This window comes from Leucobacter chromiiresistens (assembly GCF_001477055.1).
Lineage (GTDB): Bacteria > Actinomycetota > Actinomycetes > Actinomycetales > Microbacteriaceae > Leucobacter > Leucobacter chromiiresistens_A.
In genome coordinates this window covers 1-18853 of the sequence record NZ_LDRK01000046.1, presented here as the reverse complement: position 1 = coordinate 18853, position 18853 = coordinate 1, and the positions used below count along the sequence as shown (strand labels likewise).

The 18853-nt window shown below is 73.7% G+C and carries 12 protein-coding genes; 10 read left to right on the top strand and 2 right to left on the bottom strand.

The window, feature by feature from the left end:
- The 9 genes from NS354_RS08150 to NS354_RS08110 all read left to right on the top strand — a co-directional run.
- Window positions 1–1167, top strand: a 1167-nt coding sequence (locus NS354_RS08150; RefSeq protein WP_058594057.1) for a molybdopterin-dependent oxidoreductase, incomplete at its 5' end; no start/stop codon positions are given.
- Between the two features lie 193 nt (window positions 1168–1360).
- Entirely contained in the window at window positions 1361–1789 is a 429-nt protein-coding gene (gene rplK, locus NS354_RS08145; RefSeq protein ID WP_010156073.1) for a 50S ribosomal protein L11, read from the top strand.
- Between the two features lie 12 nt (window positions 1790–1801).
- A complete protein-coding gene (gene rplA / locus NS354_RS08140; RefSeq protein ID WP_010156074.1) occupies window positions 1802–2491 on the top strand; it encodes a 50S ribosomal protein L1 in 690 nt (229 codons plus the stop codon).
- Between the two features lie 243 nt (window positions 2492–2734).
- Complete coding sequence (locus tag NS354_RS08135; protein WP_241490437.1) at window positions 2735–3871, top strand: serine/threonine-protein kinase; 1137 nt, start codon at window positions 2735–2737, stop codon at window positions 3869–3871.
- Complete coding sequence (locus tag NS354_RS08130) at window positions 3868–10050, top strand: Ig-like domain-containing protein (RefSeq protein WP_058594056.1); 6183 nt, start codon at window positions 3868–3870, stop codon at window positions 10048–10050. Before NS354_RS08135 ends, NS354_RS08130 begins: the two co-directional genes overlap by 4 nt.
- A 45-nt stretch (window positions 10051–10095) precedes the next feature.
- Entirely contained in the window at window positions 10096–11088 is a 993-nt protein-coding gene (locus tag NS354_RS08125) for an AAA family ATPase (protein WP_010156078.1), read from the top strand.
- Window positions 11085–12452, top strand: a complete 1368-nt coding sequence (locus NS354_RS08120; protein ID WP_058594055.1) for a DUF58 domain-containing protein — start codon at window positions 11085–11087, stop codon at window positions 12450–12452. The genes NS354_RS08125 and NS354_RS08120 overlap by 4 nt, the downstream gene beginning before the upstream one ends.
- Window positions 12449–14986, top strand: coding sequence for a transglutaminase domain-containing protein (locus tag NS354_RS08115; RefSeq protein WP_241490436.1), 2538 nt, complete (start codon window positions 12449–12451; stop codon window positions 14984–14986). The genes NS354_RS08120 and NS354_RS08115 overlap by 4 nt, the downstream gene beginning before the upstream one ends.
- A complete protein-coding gene (locus NS354_RS08110) occupies window positions 14983–15807 on the top strand; it encodes a PP2C family protein-serine/threonine phosphatase (protein ID WP_241490433.1) in 825 nt (274 codons plus the stop codon). The genes NS354_RS08115 and NS354_RS08110 overlap by 4 nt, the downstream gene beginning before the upstream one ends.
- Window positions 15808–16183: 376 nt before the next feature.
- Here NS354_RS08110 and NS354_RS13575 read toward each other — a convergent pair whose 3' ends face one another.
- Entirely contained in the window at window positions 16184–16336 is a 153-nt protein-coding gene (locus NS354_RS13575) for a hypothetical protein (RefSeq protein ID WP_193750742.1), read from the bottom strand.
- A 121-nt stretch (window positions 16337–16457) separates the two neighbouring features.
- Here NS354_RS13575 and NS354_RS08105 point away from each other — a divergent pair, with 121 nt between their 5' ends.
- Complete coding sequence (locus tag NS354_RS08105; protein ID WP_153002154.1) at window positions 16458–16973, top strand: hypothetical protein; 516 nt, start codon at window positions 16458–16460, stop codon at window positions 16971–16973.
- A 438-nt stretch (window positions 16974–17411) separates the two neighbouring features.
- On the opposite strand, the gene NS354_RS08100 is transcribed toward NS354_RS08105, so the two are convergent.
- Complete coding sequence (locus tag NS354_RS08100) at window positions 17412–18695, bottom strand: S8 family serine peptidase (RefSeq protein WP_058594053.1); 1284 nt, start codon at window positions 18693–18695, stop codon at window positions 17412–17414.
- Between the last annotated feature and the right edge of the window lie 158 nt (window positions 18696–18853).

Sequence of the window (18853 nt, the reverse complement as noted above, 5' to 3'; positions counted from 1 at the left end):
CTGGCCTGGAGCGCCGCCGAAGAATCGCGCGCCGAGGGGAGCGGAGCCGCCGGAGCCGCCGCAGCGGTCGGGAACGCCGGAGCCGCCGGAGCCGCCGGCATCGCGCGGCGCAGCTTCCTGGTCTTCGTGGGCTCGACCTCGGCGGCGGCGATCCTCGTCGGCGTCGGCGCGCGCGTCAAGAACGCGGGCAGCGCCGCCTACACCGCGGTGCGCGCCGCGATCCGCCTGCCGCAGCCCGCCAAGGCCGCCGCTCCCGTACCCGTCGGCGCGCAGCTCGACGTGCCCGGCATCAGCCCGCTCATCACCCCGAACGCCGACTTCTACCGCATCGACATCGCGCTGCAGGTGCCGCGCATCGACCCGTCGACGTGGACGCTCGAGATCACCGGGCTCGTCGACAGGCCTCTCACGCTCACCTACGAGGAGCTTCTCGCGCTGCCGCTCGAGGAGCACATCACCACCATCGCGTGCGTCTCGAACACGGTCGGCGGCGACCTCATCGGCAACGCCACGTGGCTCGGCCACCCCGTCGGGGAGCTGCTCGCGCGGGCGGGCGTCAAGCCGGGAGCCGACATGGTGCTCTCCTCGGGGCCCGACGGGTTCACGGCCGGCACGCCGCTCGAGGCCCTCACCGATCCGCGCCGCAACGCGCTGCTCGCCGTCGGCATGAACGGCGAGCCATTGCCCGAGCAGCACGGCTTCCCCGCCCGCCTCATCGTGCCCGGCCTGTACGGGTACGTGTCGGCGACGAAGTGGGTCACCCGTCTCGAAGTGACCCGGTTCGCCGACGCGGAGGGCTACTGGACGCCGCGCGGATGGTCCGCTCGCGGCCCCATCAAGACCGCCTCGCGCATCGACACCCCGCGCGCCGGCGCCGAGGTCGCGGGCGGCACCATCGCCATCGCGGGCGTCGCCTGGGCCCAGCACACCGGCATCGCCGGGGTGGAGGTGCAGGTCGACGACGGCGAGTGGCAGCAGGCGACCCTCGCTCCGGCGATATCCGACGACACGTGGGTGCAGTGGTCGCTCCCCTGGACTGCGACCCCCGGCCCCCACACCGCTCGCGTGCGGGCGACCGACGCCTCGGGATACACCCAGACCCCCGACGAGGCGCCACCCGCGCCCGACGGGGCGACGGGCTGGCACACCGTCGAGTTCACCGCGTAGGGCGCGCCGCACCGGGCCCGCCGCGACGACGGCGGTCGGACGTGCGTGATCCCGCATTCTCGGGTAGACTTGCCTGGTTTGCGTCTGCGAACGCCACTGGCGTGCGCCGACGCGAACGAGTACCGCATCCGGAACGGCCGGACTCGCGGGAGAGCTCGCACCACCGTGCGAGTTCGAAGGAAAGGAAACAATCATGGCAAAGGCCAAGAAGGTTACCGGTCTGATCAAGCTTCAGATCCCGGCCGGTGCAGCCAACCCCGCGCCCCCCGTGGGCCCGGCGCTCGGTCAGCACGGCGTCAACATCATGGAGTTCTGCAAGGCGTACAACGCTGCGACGGAATCCCAGCGCGGCAACATCGTCCCGGTGGAGATCACCGTGTACGAGGACCGCTCGTTCACGTTCGTGCTCAAGACCCCTCCGGCAGCCGAGCTGCTGAAGAAGGCGGCGGGCGTGCAGAAGGGCTCCGGCACTCCGCACACCGTTAAGGTCGCCAAGGTCACCGCAGAGCAGGTGCGCCAGATCGCCGAGCAGAAGCAGGCCGATCTGAACGCGAACGACATCGACGCTGCGGCGAAGATCATTGCGGGCACCGCTCGCTCCATGGGCATCACGGTCGAGTAAGGGGCATCGGACATGGCACAGAAGTCGAAGGCGTACCGCGCCGCTGCCGAGAAGATTCAGGCAGACAAGTTCTACACTCCCGCCGAGGCAGTCGCCCTGGCGAAGGAGACCGGTTCCACCAAGACCGACACGACCGTCGAGGTCGCCGTCAAGCTCGGCGTGGATCCCCGCAAGGCCGACCAGATGGTGCGCGGCACCGTGAGCCTGCCTCACGGCACCGGCAAGACCGCGCGCGTCATCGTGTTCGCCGTGGGTGCTGCCGCTGAGGCGGCCATCGCAGCCGGCGCCGACGAGGTCGGCGGCGACGAGCTGATCGAGAAGGTGGCCGCGGGCTACACCGATTTCGATTCGGCAGTCTCGACCCCCGAGCTCATGGGCAAGGTCGGTCGTCTGGGCAAGGTGCTCGGCCCGCGCGGCCTCATGCCGAACCCGAAGACCGGCACCGTGACCCCGGATGCGGCGAAGGCCGTCACCGAGATCAAGGGCGGCAAGATCGAGTTCCGCGTCGACAAGCACTCGAACGTGCACTTCATCGTCGGCAAGGCGTCGTTCTCGGCCGAGCAGCTCACCGACAACCTCAACTCGGTGCTCGACGAGATCTCGCGTCTGAAGCCGTCGTCGGCGAAGGGCAAGTACGTGCAGAAGGGCGCCGTCTCGACGACCTTCGGCCCGGGCATTCCGCTCGACGTCTCCGGCCTGTAACACCCGCCGGATCCAGTGCAGCCCCCGACCGCTCCGCGGTCGGGGGCTGCACTGCTCTCGGGGGCCGCGGAAGCGCGTCCGCGGCCCCCGATTCCGCGGCTGTGGATAGGGGTTTCGCACCCCCTCCCCTCGATTAGGATGATCACGTGACACTCTGTTCCCGCGCCGCGCAGGCGCCCGCACGCGCACGCGCACGCGCACTGCACGAGCGCGAGTGCGAGCGCGTCGCACCGGGAGCCGTTCGTGGCTGAGCGCGCACCCGTGGGCGCTCCGGCGATTCCCGGGTTCAGCTACGTGCGCCCGCTCGGCTCGGGCGGGTTCGCGCAGGTCTTCCTGTACGAGCAGGACATGCCTCGCCGCCTCGTCGCCGTCAAAGTGCTGAACGGCGCGGCCCGGGGCTCATCGGCCGTCGACCAGCTGCGCGAGGTCTTCGAGAGCGAAGCCGACGTCATGGCCCGCTTGAGCAGCCACCCATCGGTGGTGTCGATCTACCAGGCCAGCATCTCGTTGGAGGGGCACCCGTACCTCGCCATGGAGTTCTGCCCCGCCTCGATGGGCGCGCTCACGAAGGGGCAGCCGGCGCGCCTGCGCGACGTGCTCGATGCCGGCGTGCGCATCGCGGGCGCCCTCGAGACGGCGCACCGCGCCGGAGTGCTGCACCGCGACATCAAGCCCTCGAACGTGCTGCTCACGACGCTCGGCCGCCCCGCGCTCTCCGACTTCGGCATCGCGCAGGTGCTCGGCCGGCGCGAGCTCGACGGGGAGATGGCGATGTCGATCCCGTGGTCGGCGCCCGAGGTCGTGGGGCTGCAGAGCACCGGCAGCGTCGCGACCGAGGTGTGGTCGCTCGGCGCCACGCTCTACTCGTTCGCCGCAGGCCGCTCTCCCTTCGAGCTCGCCGACCGCGCGCAGAACTCCCGGTCGAAGCTCACGGAGCGCATCTCGAAGGCGGTCTACCAGGCGATACCCGGGGCGCAGGGCTACGAGCGGTTCGACGAGGTCGTCTCGCGCGCGCTGCGCAAGAACCCGCACGAGCGGTACGCCGCGATGGCGGAGTTCGGCGAGGCGCTGCAGCAGCTGCAGCGCGTGTTCGGCTACGACGTGACCCCGCTCGAGATCGTCGCGGAGGCCTGGCTGCCCCGCGCAGAGGCGGTGCCCGCCGGCACGCGCGGTCCGGTCGTGAGCACCGTGGGGCGCGTGACACGCGCCGAGGCCCGCGCCGAGATGCTCGCGCAGCGACGCGGCACGGACGACGACGGGCTCATCCTCGACCGGCCCGCGTCGCCGTGGCGCGCCGGGCTCATCGGGGCGGGCGTCGCGCTCGCCGTGGTGGCCGCCGCCGCCGGCGTGCTGTGGGCGATGAGCGGCGGTGCCGGGTGAGCGCGCCGCCGAGCGCCGGGCGCGAGCGGTTCCGTCGGCTGCAGTGGTGGATCGCGGGCGCCGTGTCGTGCGCCCTCATCGCGACCGTCGCGGTGATCGCCAACGGCTACGACGCGCGGGAGACGCCGCGGGCCGAACCCGGGGTGTGGGTGGCTCGCGAAGCCGGGCAGTACGCCCGGGTGAACACCGACACCGGCGAGCTCGACCTCGTGCGGAAGGTCGCTGATCCGAGCGGGGTGCTGCAGTCGGGAGCGCGCGCCGCGGTGCTGTCGCACGGCAACGGCCGGGCCTGGCCGCTCGACGCGGGCGACCCCGTCGATCTGGGCGACCGCGCCCCCGCCGCCGCGAGCGGAGACGAGGCCGCCGACGGAGACGCTGCGGGGGAGGGAACGGCAACCCCCGTCTCCGACGCGGAGGAGGGCGAGGGCGACGCGGCCGGTGCCGCGGCGGGCGGCGGCGCCGAGGCGGTGCGTCTGCCCGACGGCACGCGCGATGTGGTCAGCGCCGGTCGCTTCGTCGCCGTGCGCACGGAATCGGGGGCCGTCTACGCCGGGGAGATCGCAGCTGATGCGTCGACGCCCGCCCTCGGCGGCGCCGGCTCGGCCGCGACCGACCTCTCCGGAGACGACGGCGCCCTCGCCGACCTCGAATCCCGCCTGGCCTCCCTCGTACGCGTCGACCCGCTCGCGAGCGAGGACGACGCGGCGGACGGCGACGCGGCGAACGGCGGCGCGGCCGATGACGGCGGGGCGGCCGGCGGGGGAGCGGCGGAGAGCGTCGACGGCGGATCCTCGTACCGCGCATCCGCGATCGCCCTCACCGAATCGGGTCGCGTCGCGCTCTTCTCCGGCGACGACGACGCGGTGCGGGAGTACGACCTGACGCGCCGCGAGTTCGTCGGCGGCACCCGCGAGGTGCCCGCCGAGGCCGGAGACGCACCCGCGCCCCAGCTCGCGCTCGTCGCGGGCGACTGGGCGCTGCTCGACCCCGAGAGCGGCGTGCTCTGGCGCGAGGGCGGCGGCTCGACCGAGCTCGACCTCGACGGCTCCGCGCGGCTGCAGGCGAGCGGCGGCGACGGCGCCCGCGAGGGCCGCAGCGTGCTCGTGGCGGATACCAGCGGGCTGACCGTCGTCGACGCCGAGGGCGAGGCCGAGCGCGTCGTCGAGACGACCGGCACGCCCGCGCAGCCGGTGTACATCGACGAGGTCGCGTACGCCGCGTGGGTCGGGCAGAACTCCGGCGCGCTCTGGACCTCGGAGGAAGGCGAGAAGCCCCTCGTCATCGACGAATCGGCGCGCGAGGCCGGCGACCTGCTGCCCGTGATCCGGTCGAACGGGGAGCGCGGCGTGCTGAACGAGATGCGCACCGGCATGCTGTGGACCCTGCCGGGCGGCGACCTGATCCCCCTCTCGCAGTGGACCATCTCGGACCCGCCGAAGGAGGATCGCGGCACCGTCGTCGTCGAGGACGTGACCGAGCAGGTGCCGCCCACCGCCGTCGACGACGAGTTCGGCGTGCGCGCGGGCGAGCCCGCCCCGCTGCCGGTGCTGCTCAACGACTACGACGCGAACAAGCGCGATGTGCTCACGATCGTGCCCGACTCGATCGGCGAGCCCGGCCTCCCCGAGTCGTTCGGCGCCCTGCAGCTCATGCCCGACGGCCAGTCGCTCACCGTGCAGCCCGCGGCCGACGCGAGCGGGAGCGCCACCTTCACCTACCGCGTCACCGACGGCGCCCTCGTCTCGGAGCCCGCGACCGTCACGCTCACGGTGGTGGACGACGAGACGAACACGGCCCCCGCGTGGTGCCCCGTCGAAGGCTGCCAGCGGGAGTGGCGGGTGCCGTCGATCGCGCCCGGCGGCACGCTCGTCTACCCGGTGCTCGAGGGCTGGGTCGATCCCGAGGGCGACGTCATGACGCTCGCCGCGGCCGAGGCGGTGCGGTCGGAGGATCCGGTGCGCGCGATCGTCACGGCCGACGGCCGACTCGGGATCCGGCACACCGACCCCAACGCCGGCGCGTCGGATGTCGCGCTGCGGATCACCGTGCGCGACGGCCGCGGCGAGGAGGCGCAGCGCGAACTGACGCTCGTCGTCGACCCGAGCGCGACCCCCGAGTTCACCGCGACCGCGACGACCGTGCAGGTGGGGCGCACCGCCACGGTGCGACCGCTCGACCGCGTCGCCGGCGGGTCGGGATCATTCGCGCTGCTCGACGCCACCGACCCGAGCGGCACCGTGCAGGTCACCCCGAAGCCCACGAGCGGCGCCGTCGAGATCGCGGCCTCGGCGGCGGGCACGGCGGCCGTCACCGTCACCGTGCGCGACACCGTGACCGGCGGCGAGATCACCGGGCAGGTGCGCGTCACCGCGACACCCGCGGGGCCGCCGCTCGCACTCCCCGCCCTGCGCGCCTTCGTGCGCCCGCTCACCGACGCGACGGTCGAGATACTCGACGCGATCCCGGGCGCCGCCTCCCGCTCCCTGTCGGTCGCGGAGGCGGACGTGGCGGACGGAGACCTGCAGGCCGACCTCATCGATCACGCCCAGGTGCGCGTCGCCGGCAGCACCGCCGACGGCGGCGCCGGCCGCATCGGCTCGGTCGACGTCACCGTCGCCGAGGGGGACGCGCGGGCGACCGGCAAGCTCACAGTCTTCCAAGTGCCCGACACCGGGGCCACCGGCGCGATCGCGGTCGCCGACACTGCCACCGTTCGCGCCGGATCCGTCGTCGACATCCGCGTGCTCGACAACGACGTCGCCGCGCCCGGGGAGCGCCTGCTGCTCGACCCCGAGATCGTCGGATCGGGCGCGAAGGGCGAACTCGCCTTCGCCTCCGGCAACGTGCTCCGCTACCTCGCGCCCGACCAGCCCGGCACGTACCGGCTCAGCTACACCGCCTACGGCGCCAGCGATCCCGCAGCCGGCGACGTCGGCTCCGTGATCGTCACCGTGCTGCCCGAGGGATCGAACCGCGACCCCGAACCGGCCGCGGTGACCGCGCGCGTCAGCCCCGGATCCACGACCCAGGTGCGCGTGCCGCTCTCGGGGGTCGACCCCGATGGCGACCGCGTGCGCCTCGTGAGCGTCGAGGGCGACACCGACGCGGGCGTCTCCGCGACGGTGAACGACGCCGCCAACGGCTTCGACGTCGCGGCGCTCGCGGATGCCGCGGAGGGGCCGGTGGAACTGACGTACGGCGTGCGCGACGCGGAGGGGGCGACCGGCACGGGCAGGCTCTCCGTCATCGTGGTGCCCGCCACCGAGTCGAGCGCGATCGTCGCATCGACCGACTACCTGCGGCTCACCCCGCAGAGTGAGCCCGCCGTCGTGCGCCCCCTCGACAACGACGTCGACCCCGCCGGGGGCGCGCTCACCATCGAATCGGTCGTGCCCAACGTCGTCGGAGGCGCGAACAGCCCCGAAGCTCGGCGGCTCGCCGAGCGACTCGACCTCTCCCAGCTCGAGGAGGGGCGCATCTCGGTGCAACCCGGCGACGAACTCGGCGCCGTCTCCTACCGCTACACGGTGCGCTCGGCGGCGACGAAGAGCACCGCCGACGGGCTCATCGTCGTGCACACCTCCGAACGGGTCGGCGCGCAGGCGCCCTCCATCACCGATACGGTGCTCAACGTGCGCGACCGCGCCGAGCTCGCCGCGGGCGGCGTCGACGTGGTGACCGACAAGGTGCGGTGGGCGACGGGCGATGTGTCGAAGCTGAAGCTCTCGCTCTGGTCGGGAACGCGCGACGGCTACCGCGTATCGGGTTCGAAGATCTCGGGGGAGTACCGACCGGGCGGCGACACGGTCGTCTTCAAGCTCACCGGCACGGACGCCTCAGGGCAGGAGGTCGCCTCCTACGGCTTGCTCGTGGTGCCGCCGCTCGACGAACTGCGGCTGACGCTGAAGCCCGACCTGCAGCCCATCAAGGTCGACGAGAACGAGCAGCGCGAAGTCGCGGTCTCCGATCTGGTCGACACCGGATCGGGCGATCGCGTCGAACTGCGGCGCGAATCGTTCGCAGTGGGGCGCGCGCAGGCCACCTGCGAAGCGGTCTCCGCCGACCGCCTGCGGTACTCGGCGGGCCGCGAGGCGCCGTGGAACGACTCCTGCCTGATGCAGGCGCGACTCGTCGGCCAGAAGACGTGGACCACGCTGCCCGTTCCCGTCGTCGTCGTCCCCGACGAGCCGGCCGTGCAGGCAGCGCCGCTCACGCGTACCGTCGACCCCGGCACGAGCGCGACGATCGAGCTCGTCGACATGGTCACCTGGCAGGGCGGCCGCGAGGGCGACGCCTCGAAGCTGCGGTTCGAGGTCTCGGGCGGCACCTCCCTGTTCTCCGTCGTGCAGAAGGGGGCGACCCTCTCCGTCGAGGCGCGCGCCGACGCGGTGCCCGGCAGCCAGGAGTCGGTCTCGGTGGCGGTGAGCGGCGCCGGCGCCTCGCGCGCCCCCCTCACGCTGCGCGTGGGGCAGGCGCCCCGCGACCTGCCGAAGGGCGCGACCGTCGCACTGCAGTGCACCGTCGGCAGCTCGTGCCAGACGCAGCTCGTCGGCGTATCGGGCGAGCACGACCCGTTCGCGGGCAAGAGCGGCGGCGGGCTCAAGCTCGCGGCGGTCAGCGGCGCCGGCTGCTCGTACGGCAGCTTCACGCGCGTCGGCGACTCGGGCGTCTCGGTCTCGTGGCCCGGCGGGCCGGAGATCGGCGGCACCTGCCGCGTGGGCTTCACCGTCGTCGACGCGCAGGGGCGCACGGGCGAGGGCGTCATCGAGTTCGACGCCCAGGGGCTGCCGAGCCGGCCGAGCATCCAGCAGACCGGGTACACCGCCGACAGCGCGAGCTTCACGGTGACGCTGGGCGGCCGCCCGGCCCACCCGGCCGTCTCGGGCGTGAACCTCTCGGGCGGCGGATCGACGAGCTGCACCGCGGTCGGCGGCGCCTCGTTCCAGTGCGTCGCTACGGGCCTCGCGAACGGGCAGAAGCACCAGTTCACCGCGCAGGCGGTGAACGCCGTCGGTTCCTCCGCGGCATCCACCGCGGTGACCGCGTGGGCGTACGCGGCGCCCGCCGCCCCGAAGGTCACGGTCGAACCGATCAAGAACCCGCGCAACACCGACCAGGGCACCGGGGGCGTGCGACTCTCCGTCAGCGGATCGAGCGATACGCGAAGCTTCGCGGTCTCGTACCGCGGCGTCGACGGCGGCACGATCGACGGCGCGCAGGGCAGCCGCGAGTACACGGGGCTCGCGGTCGGAGCGGTCTCGTTCACCGTGACCCCGACCACCCGCTTCGACGTGCCCGAGATCGGCGGCGGATCGAACACGGGCGCTGCGGCGCAGGGCGACGGGTTCGTCTACGGGGCGCCGCGCCTTTCGCGAGCATCGCTGACAACAACAGGGGACAACTCGGCTGTCGTTGGCCATGACGGCACGAGCGACGGGGTGACGTCGAGGTACACCATCAGCGACCCGTACGGGCAACCCGGGGACTGCTTCGCGGACGGACAACTCAACGACCCGAATTTCAAGGCGTTGAAGAAGTATCGCGTCTACACCGCCAAGGTGTGCTTGAGTAACGAATTTGGCCGAAGCGAAGTGACGACGAATCCAGAACTCATTGGGGGGTCCGTCCCCCGACCGACCGCGTCGTTTACAATCGGTTTTGATCCTCGAGCTGCGGAGACAGGCTACGACTATGCCTTGTCGTCTGCAGAGATCGCGACCGTCGAGGGCGCGGTCGGTCAATGGTCGGTAGGCAACGCTGTGGTAGCGGCAGACCAATTGGGTAGCGCACTCCGTGCGGACTCCGCGCAGAAGGTGCGGGCGCGCCAGTGTATCGACACTCGCAATGAGAGCTCCTGTTCGGATTGGGCCGATGCTCGCGTGAACACCGCCCCGACAGTGGTGACAATTCGCGAGCAAGGCACGTGTTGGGTTGCAGCCTCCCCGCCGCGAACAGCGGAGGAGAAGCGCGCGCTGCTGAGCATTTCCGCTGCGGCGAGGGAGTCTGCGATTGTGACGGAAGGCGTACCAGAGGGTGAGCGGATCCCGCTGACGATCACGTGGACAGGCGATTACAGAAATCTCGCCCCCGTCACCGTCAGTGTGTGTTACCAGCCCGAGACGCCGACACCACCGGAGCCCGGCGGCGATCCCGATCCCACCACCCCGCAGACCCCGTAGCGCACGCACGCACCACGTTTCGACCAGCCCCGCCGAAGGAGCCGCATGACCGCACAGCCGCAGACCTCGTCCCACGCCATCACCCCCGATCAGGCGCAGTGGGTGGCGCAGCTGTTCGCGACCACCGCTGATGCGATGGAGCAGGCGATCCACGGGAAGCGCCGCGTCGTGGAACTGGTGATCGCGTGCGCCCTCGCGGGCGGGCACGTGCTGCTCGAAGATGTGCCCGGCACGGGCAAGACGGCGCTCGCCCGCGCGCTCGGCCAGGTGATCCAGGGCACCTCCTCGCGCGTGCAGTTCACCCCCGACCTGCTGCCCGGCGACATCACGGGCATCACCGTCTTCGACCAGCGCGTCGGCGCGTTCGAGTTCCATCCGGGCCCGATCTTCGCGAACGTCGTGCTCGCCGACGAGATCAACCGCGCCAGCCCGAAGACGCAGTCCGCGCTGCTCGAGGTGATGGAGGAGGGGCGCGTCACCGTCGACGGCACCAGCCACGATGTGGGCAGCCCGTTCCTCGTGATCGCGACGCAGAACCCGGTCGAGCAGGCCGGCACGTACCGCCTGCCCGAGGCGCAGCTCGACCGCTTCATGGTGAAGACCTCGATCGGGTACCCCGACCAGGCGGCGATGACCCGCATCCTGCAGGGCGACCGCGCCCCGCAGCAGCCCCTCTCGCCGGTGGTGACCACCGGCATGGTGACGCAGGCGCAGGATCTCATCAGCCGCGTGCACGTCAGCCCCCTGGTCGCCGACTACGCCGTGCGCCTCGTCGAGGCCACCCGGCGCGCGAGCGAGGTGCGACTGGGGGCGAGTGTGCGCGGCGCCCTCGCGCTCGTCCGGCTCGCATCGGCGTGGGCCGCGGCGAGCGGCCGCCACTACGTCACTCCCGACGACGTGCGCGACCTGGCGATGCCCGTGCTCACGCACCGCCTCGTGCTCGAGCCCGAAGCTGAGTTCGACGGGGTCACGGCGGCGCAGATCCTCGGCCAGATCCTGCTCGACATCGCGGCTCCCCAGGAGAACGGCACCGCGTGAGTCTCGACACCTCGCGCGCCCCGGTCTCGAACACCGGGACGAACACGCGCGGCAGCACCGCCACGCGGTTCGGCGACACCGTTGCGGGCACGGGTCGTGCCGGCACGCGCCGTCGCCGTGCCGCGCGGCGCTGGTGGCGCCGCAACCGGCGCAGGGTGCGGCGCCAGTGGCGGCGCGTGCGCGAGACCGTCACCCCGACCGGCTACTTCGTGCTCGGCGTCGCCGTGCTCTCGCTGCTGCTCGGCGTCGCCTTCGGGTGGGTGGAGGCCTGGTTCGTGGCGATCGGCTTCGGGGTGCTGCTGCTCGTCGGCCTGCCGTTCCTGCTCGGGTCGCGCGCCTACCTGATCCGCATCTCGCTCGACCGCATGCGCGTCGTCGTCGGCGGCGAGGTGGCGCTGCGGATCGACGTCGAGAACTCCGGCGCCCGCCCCGCGCTCCCGGCCACGGCCGAGCTGCCGGTGGGGGAGGCCCTCCGCGAGATCCCGATCCCGTTCATCGGGCCGCGCGGCACCGCGACGGTGCCGGTCGGCATCCCCGCGGTCTCCCGCGGCGTCATCGAGGTGGGGCCGCTCACCCTCGCGCGCCGCGACCCGCTCGGCCTCGTGCGCCGCGAGATCACCTGGCGCGACCGCCACCTCGTGCACGTGCACCCGCGCACCGCGCTCCTGCCGCAGGGGTCCGCCGGGCTCGTGCGCGACCTCGAGGGCGCGGCGAGCCGCCGCCTCACCGATTCCGACCTCTCGTTCCACGCGGTGCGCGAGTACGTGCGCGGCGACGCGATGCGGCACGTCCACTGGAAGTCGACGGCGAAGACCGGAACGCTCATGGTGCGCCAGTACGAGGAGTCGCAGACGGCGCGCGCCGCGATCCTCTTCGACGCCGTGCGCGCGGAGTACGCGAGCGACGAGGAGTTCGAGCTCGGCGTGAGCGTCGCCGCATCGCTCGGGCTGCAGGCCGTGCGGGAGGGGCGGGAGCGATTCATCGCGTCCCAGTGGGCGCCCGGCCGCGTGCGCCCCAGCATCGACGGGCTCGAGGAGCTGCCGTCGGGCACGCCGGCGCAACTGCTCGACGCGTGGGCCGAGCTCGAAGCCGCCGAGGATGCGCTGCCCATCGAACGGCTCACCCGCGGCCTCGCCGAATCGCGGCGGCCGCTCTCGATCGTCGCGGTCGTCACGGGCTCGGTTCCGGATCCGTCGCGGCTGCGCCGCGCCGCCGCCGCGTTCACCGAAGACGTGCGGGTGCTCGTGGTGCGCGTCGAAACCCTCGCCGATCCCGCAGCGCACCTCGTCGACTCCTGCACCATGCTCACCGTGGGCGCGATCGGCGACCTGCCGCAGCTGATGGTGCGGGGAGGGCTGTCGTGAGCGCGCCGGCAGTGCCCGGGCCGCGCCGGAAGCGCCCCGCACGGGGCGGTCGCCCGTCGTTCGAGCGACGCCGCCGGCGCGGCGCGTCCACCAGCCCCGCTCTGGTCGTCGGCGCCGCGATGCTCAGCGCCGTCGCGCTCGCCGCCGGTGCGTTCTCGGCGATGCCGATCTACCGCACCGGCTGGGTGTGGGTCGTCGCCGGCGTCGCCTGGGCCCTCGCGTTCGGCGTCGTGTGGGCGGGCCGGCGCCTGGGATGGGGGGTCGCCGCCATCGCCGCCCTGATCGCCGTGTTCGTGGTGGCGGTCGTGCCGCTCGGCGTGCCGAGCGCACTCGGCACCGGTCCGCTCGGAGTGCTCGGGGGCCTCGTCGACGGACTCGCCACGGTGACGCTCGGCTGGAAGCAGCTGCTCACCCTCACCCTGCCCGTGGGCACCTACCAGGCCGTCATGGTGCCGTGGCTGCTCGTCGCCATGTGCACGACGGCGATGATCGCGGCGCTCGCGCTGCGCGGGGGCCGAACGGCGCCCTTCGCCGCGGTGCCCGCGCTGCTGCCCGTCGCGTTCGGTGTCGTCTTCGGGTCGTCGGCGGTGAGCGCTCCCGCCCAGATCGGACCGGTCACCGTGTCCGCGCCGCGCGAGCTGCTGCTGTGGGCCGTCATCTGCGTGGCCGGCGCCGTCTGGGTCGCCTGGTCGTCGGGCATCGGCCGGCGCCGGGCGATCCGCCTCGGGCGCTCCGCGCAGCCCGCCGAAGGGGCCGGCGGGGTGCGCCGCAACGCCGTCGTGCGCGCCGTCAGCGCAGTCGTCACCGCGGCCGTCGCCCTCGGCGTCGGTGCGGCGGTCGCACCGCTCGCGAACGCCGACCGGCAGGTGCCCCGCGACCGCGTCGATCCCGAACTCGTCGTGCGCGAGCAGACCAGCCCGCTCGCCGGATACCGCGCTGCGAAGCGCGACGCCGCCTTCGATGCGCCCATGTTCAGCGTGCAGAGCGACGGCGCGATGCCCGAGCGCCTGCGCATGGCCGTGCTCGACGGCTACGACGGGGTCGACTTCTTCGTCGAACCGGGAGCCGACGGCCGCTTCACCCGATTCCCGAGCGGCGAGGCGGTGCCCGAACCCGTCGACGTCTCGATCGAGATCGCGGAGGGGTACGACGGCATCTGGCTGCCCATCGCGCCCCCGCTCGCGGCGCCGCCCGTGTTCGAGGGATCGCGATCCGGCGCCCTCGGCGACGCCTTCTACGTCAACCGCTCGAGCTGGGCCGCGATCGCCGTGCCCGGCGGGCGCGGGGTGCGCGCCGGAGACGCCTACACGGCGGAGATGAGCGCCGCCGACGGCGCCGACCCGTCGGGCGACCCGGTGCAGGACGCGCCGCTCATCGACCTCGAGCGCACCCCGCAGCTCGCGCAGTGGCTCGCCGCCCAGCAGCTGCCGACAACGGTGGACGGACTGCTCGAAGCGATCCAGCGCCTGCGCGACCGCGGCTACCTCAGCCACTCCCTCACCGACGGCGACGGGGAGCGCGCATGGTTGGAGGCGGCGGCCGAGGCGCACGGCGTGAAGTTCATTCCGAGCACCGGCGGGCACTCGATCGCCCGGCTCGAAGCGCTCTTCCTGCAGCTGAACGAGCAGCAGCGCGCCGCCGGCGACGGGGCGGATGAGCGGGCGCTCGTCGCGGGCATCGGCGACGACGAGCAGTTCGCGGCCGCCGCCGCCCTCATCGCCCGCGCGATGGGATTCGACTCGCGCGTCGTGCTCGGCGTGCGACTCGGCTCCGCAGACGACGCGGGAGTGCCCGGAGTGCCCGCCTGCTCCGAAGTATGCACCGGGGAGCATCTCGCGGCATGGATCGAGGTGCGGGGCGACGACGGCGCGTGGGCCGCCGTCGATACAAGCCCGCAGGTCGAGACGCCGCCCATCACGCTCGAACGCGGTGAGCAGCTGCCCGAGTTCCCCTCGGTGCCCGAGGAGCGCGACGCGAGCCAGGCCGACCCGCCATCGGGCACGAGCGGCGATTCGAACGAGCCCTCGGAGACGCAGGATCGCGACGCGTTCGCTGCGCTGTGGCCGATTCTGCGCGCCGTCGGGCTCTCGCTGCTCGCCCTCGCGCTGCTCGCCCTCCCTCTGCTCTTCCTCCCGGTCGCCAAGCGGATGCGCAGCACCCGACGCCGCCGTGCATCGACCCCCGAGGAGCGCGCGCTCGGCGCCTGGGACGAGCTGGTCGACGGGTACGCCGACATCGGCCGCGTCGCCGCGATGCCCGGAAGCCGGCGCGACATCGCGGAGCAGCTGCGCGTGCCGTCGGGGGAGTGGCTGGCCGCGACCGTCGATCGGGCGGTGTATTCTCACGAGGGAATAGACGGCGACGACGCCGAGCAGCTGTGGGCCGCGGTCGATGGTGAGATGTCGGCGAGACGCGCGGAGCTGGGATTCTGGAAGCGCCTGCGCGCCCGATACTCCCTCCGCTCGCTCATGCCGCACACACGTACACGACGCGTCGCGCGCCTGCCGCGACGCGCGAACGCAGGAGGACGATGATGCGAATCGGAATGGCGCCGGAGGTGAGCGCCGCAGTGCGCACCGACCCCGGCATGCTGCGAGCGGTGAACGAGGATTCGGCGCTCCTCGAGTTCCCGAGCTACCTCGTAGCCGACGGTATGGGCGGGCACGAGGCCGGCGACCAGGCGAGTCGAGCCGCGGTCGATGCGTTCGCCTCCGTGATCCGCCCCGGCGAGCTGTCGACCGTGCGCGACGTGGGCCTCGCTCTCGACGCCGCGCGCGAGGCGGTCGGCGCGGTCGCGGCGCACCGGGAGCGAGGGGCCGGCTGCACACTCACGGGCGCCGTCATGGTGCGGCATGAGGATCGGGCGTGCTGGCTGGTGCTCAACGTCGGCGACTCGCGGGTCTACCTGCACCGCGGGGCCGAACTCCACCAGGTGACCGTCGACCACTCGCTGCGCGACGAGATGATCGCGGGCGGCGCTCGGCCCGACGCGCTCCCCGGCCGAAACGTCATCACGCGCGCGCTCGGATCGGCCGACACCACCGCCGACAGCTGGTTGCTGCCCGTCGAGGACGGCTCTCGCCTACTCATCTGCTCCGACGGGCTCACCACCGAGGTCGACGACCAGCAGCTGCGCGCCGCACTCACCATGGGAGGCCAGCCCGATGCGGTCGTCGAGGAGCTCGTGCAGCGCGCCAACGAGGCCGGCGGGCGCGACAACATCACCGTGCTCGTGGTCGATGTGCTCTCCGGCGGATCGGCCTGGCACGTCAGCGCGGAGCCCGAGTCGAGCATCGCCACCGAGAGTGAGAACGACCGCACCCTGACCGCGACGGTGCCGAGGCGCGGGCAGTGAACGAGCCGCAGGGGGCGAGCGGACCGGGCGGGCCGAGCGGGCCGGCCGGGCCGGGGCCGGCGGAGTCCGCCGTTTCTGGACGTCCGCGCGAAGCGAGCGGATCGGAGCCGTCGGATTCGGGGGTTTCACGGGAAACGGTGGACGAGACGATCGTGACGCCGCGCGCGGGTGCGGAGCGCGGGCCTGAGGCTCGGCCCGGGTCCGGGTCCGGGTCCGGGTCGGGGTCTGAGTCCGGGTCCGGGTCCGATGCTCCGCGCGGGGCGGGGTCCGATGCTCCGCCGGTGGACGAGACGATCGTGACACCGCGCGCGGCTCAGCCCGCGCCGAAGCCCGACGCCGCCCCCGTTGATGAAACGATCGTGACGCCGCGCGCGGCTCAGCCCACGCCGAAGCCCGACGCCGCCCCCGTGGACGAGACGATATTCGCCCCGCGCGCGGCCTCGTCCGCTCCCGAGCCCGCTCCTGCTGCTCCCGCGCCTCCCGCGACCGGCCGAGCTGCGGCCAGGCGTGCTGCGGCGGCGTCGTCCACGCCCGACCCGAGTATCCCGGGCGCAGGCGGCTCCAGCTCGGGTGGCTCCGGCTCGGGCGGCTCCGGCGGGGCGGACGCGGCGGCCGACGCCACAGCAGTCGCAAGCGCGTCAGTGCCGGACGTGGCACCGCGGGCTTCCGGCGGTTCGGGGGCGACGAGCTCGGATGACGCGGCGGGCTTCAGCCCAGCGCGATCCGACTCGGCTCGCGCGCCCTCCGCGGGCACCGCCTCCGCGCGCAATCCGGCGCCGCCCATCGAGGAGCCCGCATCGCTCGAACTTCCCCCCGAGCTCGCGGCGCGCATGTTCAAGTCACCGCTCGACGCCCGCTACCGTGTGCCCGAGGCGCCCACTCCGGCGCCGGAGCACGCGTTGCCCCGCCGCGGGGTCAGCCCGGCACTGCCCGTGATCACGTCGCAGCGCACCGGCCGGCGCGCTGCCGCTGGCATCGACCCGGAAGCCCGCTTCGGCCCTCCGCCGGAGTCGCGCCCCGCCCCGCCGGCCGCAGACCGCTCGGCCGTGCGCTCGACGCGCCGCGCCAATCGTCGCTTCGGTACGGGCGCCCTCGTCGGGTTCGCCGCCAGCCTGCTGATCGCGGTGGTCGGGCTGTGGGGCGTCGCCGTGCTCGCGTTCGGCTAGAACGCGGCGGCGTGCGCCGCCCGCTCCGAGCGCGGCGCTCCGCGCCCCTGCCCCTGCCCCGCTCCTGCCCCGAGCATGAGGGTTTCCGCCGAACCCGAGCGTTTCTCGCGCCGAATATCCCTCGGTCTCGCGGTAAACCCTCGCTCTCGACGGGCGGGGCGTAGCGCGGCGAGCGGCGGCGCTCGGCGGTCAGCGCGGCGAGCGGCGGACCCCCCAGCCGCTCCGCTCGCACCGCTCGAGCGCCCCGTTCCTGCACCGAGCACGAGGGTTTCCGCCGATCCCGAGCGTTTCCCACGCCGAATATCCCTCGGTCTCGTTGTGAGCCCTCGCTCTCGGCGGGCAGGGCGCAGCGCGGCGGGCAGGGGGCAGCGCGGCGGGCAGGGCGCAGCGCCGCGGGCGCGGCGAGCGGCCCGCCGCCCCGCAGCGCGCCCGCCCGCCTCAGCGGCGGCGGCGCAGGATCGCCCCGAGCCCGAAGAGCGAGACGAGCCCCGCTGCGACCACGGCGATCGCGGTCACGAAGGCGGCGTTGCCGGGTTCGGCGGGGTGGGGCGTGACGCGGGTGCTGCTCGTCGCGAAGGCGGCGTCGCTGGTGTCGGCGAATGGGCTCGTGGGGCCGCGCGTGGTCGAGTCGGGGCGCAGGTCGAGGGCTTCGGCCGGGCGGATCACGCCCCACCCCACCTGGTCGTCGCGGGCGTCGGGGTTCGAGCGCGACGCGGTCGCCTGCAACCGGTACGCCCACCCGTCGGGGCCCTCGTCGGGGTAGCGTTCGGCGAGCAGCGCGGCGGCTCCGGCCGCGTAGGCGGTCGCGAAGCTCGACGAGGGCGCGTCGGGCGCGTACCGGCAGTCGCCGCCGCCGGTGGAGGTGGTGAGCACGTCCTGGCCGGGGGCGGCGACCTCGATGTGGGGCCCGTGGATGGAGTCGGCGGTGGGCAGGCCGGTCGGGTCGACCGCGGTCACGGCGAGCGCGCCGGGGTAGGCGGCGGGGTAGCGGGGGGTGTCGTCGGTGTTCTCCGTCGTGCCGCGGTTGCCGCCGCTGGCGACGACGAGCGATCCGCGCGCGGCGGCGTCTGCCGTGGCGTCGCGCAGCGCGGGGGTGTCGACGTCGTCGCTGAGCGCGACGACGATGATCTGCGCGCCGAGGTCGGTGGCGCTGCGGATCGCCTTCGCCAGTCGCTCGGCGTCGGGTCCGTACCCCGCGCGGGTGCTCTCCTCGTCGGTGCCGCGGAAGGTGCGCAGCGACACGATCCGGGCGTCGGGTGCGATGCCCACCACTCCCGATGTCTCGGAGGGGCGCGCGGCGATGATGCCGGCGAGCGCGGTGCCGTGGCCCTGCGGATCGCCGAGCCCGTCGGGGCGTTCGCCGTCGGAGATGAGGGACGTGCTGCCGGGCGCGAAGGCTGCGGCCAGCTGCGGTCGGGAGACGTCGACGCCGGAGTCGACGATGGCGACGGTGATACCGGCGCCGGTCGGGGCGGTCGCGCCGGTGCCGGCGGTGCCCTGAGGGGCCCATCCCATGGCGGCGAAGGCGCTCGGAGGGCCGGGGAGGCGCGCCATGACGCCGACACCGCACTCCTCGGCGGCGACGGCCCGCACGGGGGCGATGAGGTCGGGGGTGGTGACGAGGGCGCCGGCGGCGATCGCGGACGCGAGCACGAGGGTGCTGACGCGGCGTCGGGCGCGCCGTGTGCGCCGTGCGCGTCGGGCGTTCGGCTGGGCGGTCACGGAGCCTCCGGCGTCGACGCGGCGGCCTCCGGCGTGAGGGCCGGCCCGGCGGGCAGCAGCAGGAGCCACGGCGCGGGAACGGTGGTGATGTCACCCGCGCTGTAGCCGAGGCGCGCGGCCCCGGTGGTGGGATCGCCCGGCACCGCGTACGCGGTGCC

Excerpts from the sequence above, each read along its gene's own strand:
- rplK (WP_010156073.1), top strand. The coding sequence starts at position 1,361 with ATGGCAAAGGCCAAGAAGGTTACCGGTCTGATCAAGCTTCAGATCCCG.
- rplA (WP_010156074.1), top strand. The coding sequence starts at position 1,802 with ATGGCACAGAAGTCGAAGGCGTACCGCGCCGCTGCCGAGAAGATTCAG.
- NS354_RS08125 (WP_010156078.1), top strand. The coding sequence starts at position 10,096 with ATGACCGCACAGCCGCAGACCTCGTCCCACGCCATCACCCCCGATCAG.
- NS354_RS08110 (WP_241490433.1), top strand. The coding sequence starts at position 14,983 with ATGATGCGAATCGGAATGGCGCCGGAGGTGAGCGCCGCAGTGCGCACC.